This window comes from Pseudoalteromonas sp. SR45-5, assembly GCF_014163565.1.
Taxonomy (GTDB): domain Bacteria; phylum Pseudomonadota; class Gammaproteobacteria; order Enterobacterales; family Alteromonadaceae; genus Pseudoalteromonas; species Pseudoalteromonas distincta.
The window spans coordinates 1-3577 of the sequence record NZ_JACJDN010000430.1; the positions used below are offsets into that span (position 1 = coordinate 1).

Annotated in this window: 1 protein-coding gene; it reads right to left on the reverse strand. The window is 37.5% G+C overall.

Annotated features, from left to right (window positions below; genetic code table 11):
• Positions 1 to 30: 30 nt before the first annotated feature.
• Positions 31 to 2919, reverse strand: a complete 2889-nt coding sequence (locus H5072_RS14625) for a TonB-dependent receptor domain-containing protein (RefSeq protein WP_182693930.1) — start codon at positions 2917 to 2919, stop codon at positions 31 to 33.
• Positions 2920 to 3577 lie beyond the last annotated feature (658 nt).

Genomic DNA, 3577 nt, shown 5'->3' on the forward strand with positions numbered 1-3577 from the left:
AATTCTCAGCTTTCTAAATGGTAGCTAAACTTAAAACTTATAAGTAGCCTGAAGGTAGGCAAAGCGACCGATATTATCATAAATCGCTGAACCTGCGCCTGTACCGGTTGTTGAGCCAGGTAATCCACGGTTAAATAAGTTATCAACACCTAGCTTAAATCCAACACCACTATCAAAGTTATATGCAACTGATGCATCAGTTATGAAGTAAGAGCCATAACGCATTTCATTTGAAGGGTTAGGGTTTGCTTCTATTTGTGTCGGATTGTATAGCTCAACGCCGTTAATAAAGCGAGTGCTGAAATCTACAACAAGATTTTCATAAGTATAATCAACAGAAATACTACCCTGCCATGTTTCATTACCTAATACACCTTCATAGTCTGTATAATTTTCAGGCTCAGCTGAGAAAGGATAATCTTTCGCTTCAATCAAATAAGTACCGATAAAACTAGTACCAAAACTACCACCTAGGGCATCAAAATCATAACCCACCTCAAAGTCAACACCCGAGTTAAGACTACGTGCAATATTAAGTGCAAAGCCCTTTAATAACGTAATTTCACTTGTATTTGGATCACGAGTTATAAGACCACAGAATTGGTTATCAATACCAGTTGGTGAATCTACACAACGATCGATAATTGTTTGGAAACCAATACCACTAATTGTGTCATCGATATCAATTTCCCAGTAATCGGCTGTTACGCTGAAACCCTCTAACCATTCTGGCTGGTAAACAATACCTGCGGTAATAGATCTAGACTCTTCAGGTTGCAGATCTGGATTACCACCAACTAAAGTCTCAAGCGTTGCGCTATCATAACTTGAGTCAAAGTCAGCAGGTACACCAAGCGCTGCACAGTTAGCTGCACGAACAGCTCGGCCTGCATCACTTAATTGATCAAGCTCTGAAACCTTACAGCTATCGTCAACATTTGCGAAAGACTGGCTTTGGCCAGAGAATAATTCGTCGATATTTGGCGCACGCATTGCTTCAGATACTGTAAAGCGAGCACGTAATTCAGGCGTAATAGTCCAATCTAAGCCTAATTTCCAGCTTGTAGCATCGCCTATAGTTGAGTAATCAGCATAACGTACAGCTGTGTCAAAAACTAATGTATCAATTAAAAATACATCTTCAATTAATGGTACTGATAGTTCAAAAAACGCTTCTGTCACATCGTAACCGCCATCAGTCTCACCAAGTGCATTAAAGAATGTAGCCCCTGTTTTAGCAAATGGGTCTTCAATAGTCACACTTGTTTCATCACGGTACTCAACACCGCCTGCAAAACCAACCATACCCGCAGGTAGCTCATAAATTGCAGAGTTACTAAATGTTGCATTAAATACTGTTTGCTTGATTTCTGATGTGCCAATTGATGTTGTTGTAACATAGTCAATTGCTTCTTGGCTAATTGCGCCGTCACCCATTATATTTGCCGCAACACAACCATCAGCACGCGCAGCTTCACTACGACACACGATATTACCACTGTCATCAAACACAGCATCAATTGCATTAGCATAGTTGTCGTATATTACATTGGCGCCATTAATGCGCTCTATCTCAGACTTACCATGGACTAAAGAAATATCCATAGACCAGTCATCAGTAATATAACCTTGGATACCTGCAACAAACCGTGTAGTTTCACGTGTATTTTCTTCTAAACGGCGACCAACATCGTTGTACATTTTATTTACACCGATCATTGATAACCCTTCATCATCCATCAATGCCGCAGTGTCAGCCGATAAAAATGCATTATCTCGCTGTATCATATTTGCGCCACTAAAGAAGCGGAAGAAAGGTTGGCCTATATTTTCACCTTCTGTTTTAGAATATTTAGCTTGAAAATATGCGTTTAATTCATCTGTTACGTCATAATTTGTTTTAAAGTTAAAGTTAACGCGATCAAACTTAGGTTGTATTTCTGAATATTGGCGTAAGTTAATGAAATCACAACCAGCGCTTCCACAGAATTGGCCATCATCAATAGCACCTGTATAAACATCGTTTAATGAGCTATCACCATTAAATTTACCTAAAATACCACCTGTATTTGGATTCCAAACAGTTCCTTGATTTGAAATTAAATAATAACCTGCATTTGGCACTACGATTTTATCTGGATATGCTTCACTATCGAGTTGTCCGTCAGGTCGATCTTGACCTGTAACAACATCATATGGCATAGATGCATACGATGTTGCAGTCCAAGGGTTATCTAAAGCATTTAATGAGTTTTGTGTATTATATTCTACAGAGAATGCAGCATTACCACGTCCTTCAGCAAAATCTTTACCATAAGAAAAAGTATATTTTTCATTTTGATAAGAACTATTATCAGCAAAGCCTTTCGTTGCAGATACATTAAAACCTGTAATATCTTTCTTTAGTATAAAGTTAACAACACCTGTAACAGCATCTGCGCCATATACAGCAGACGCACCACCAGTAATAATCTCAACTTTTTCAATCCAAGAGCTTGGAATGGTATTCGTATCAACCGAAGATGTTCCTGGAGCACTAGAAACATGACGTTTACCGTCAACAAGTACTAATGTACGTTCACTCCCCATACCGCGTAAGTCTAGTAAACTAATACCCGCTGTGCCGATAAAACGGCCAGAGTTTGCAAGTGAATAAGTAGTAGCTAAGGCTGGCAGTTTATTTAATACTTCACCGATATTCATCGCACCAGTGCTAACCAAATCATCCCCTGTAATTACGGTCACTGGTGATGGTGAAATTGCACCTTCACGTAATATACGTGAGCCTGTAACTTCAATTCTTTCTACTTTTTCTGCATTTTCTTCTGCAGCAAATGAGCTTGCTGAGAAGGCAGCTGTAGAAGCTGCACCAAAAGCAATCGCTAGGCGAACTGCCTTTGAAATTTTATTGTTCAACATTTGATTCTCCCTAGAATATTTTTTAATTATTTTGTTTTCAAAACGGTCTGCAATTAATCACAGTACCTATTTCGGTTTGAATAGTATTCCTAACTCAACCAAGAGGTCAACACTTGGCTAACAAAATAAATATCTTTATTACAATATGTTGTGCTAACAAAATTAGGCATTATTGCCATTTGATTATTAATTAATGATTTTTAAAATCGGGATAATGGGCTGATAGCGCTCAAAAACGAAATAAAAACCAACAGTCATAGATAGGTAAATGTTAATAACGTGCCAGATAAAGTAGTATCAATCTGCTTAATTAGGTTGTGTATTTTGAAAACTTTAACGCGACTAGCGCGAATTTAACTGCTCAGATTGATTAAATACGATTGCGGTATGGTATAAGTCACATTTAACTTAATTTACCAAATAAAGAAGTAGATATTGATTGATTACAATGTCACGATACAAAAGTTGGTATCGTTTAATGCATTGCCTTAAAAGATGTATAGAAGTGGAGAAAATAGACCATTACTTATTTATTGTTACTTTCCAAGAAAATAACGCCTTATCTACATAAAACCTCTCAGTTTTAATACCCTTACTTTTGATTTGAGTAGCTTGTATTTTATTTTTTATCTCTTGCTCTTCAAATGCAACTGATAGC

What these genes read in the sequence shown, in the direction of transcription:
- H5072_RS14625 (WP_182693930.1), bottom strand. Translation starts at nt 2,919, where the DNA reads ATGTTGAACAATAAAATTTCAAAGGCAGTTCGCCTAGCGATTGCTTTT.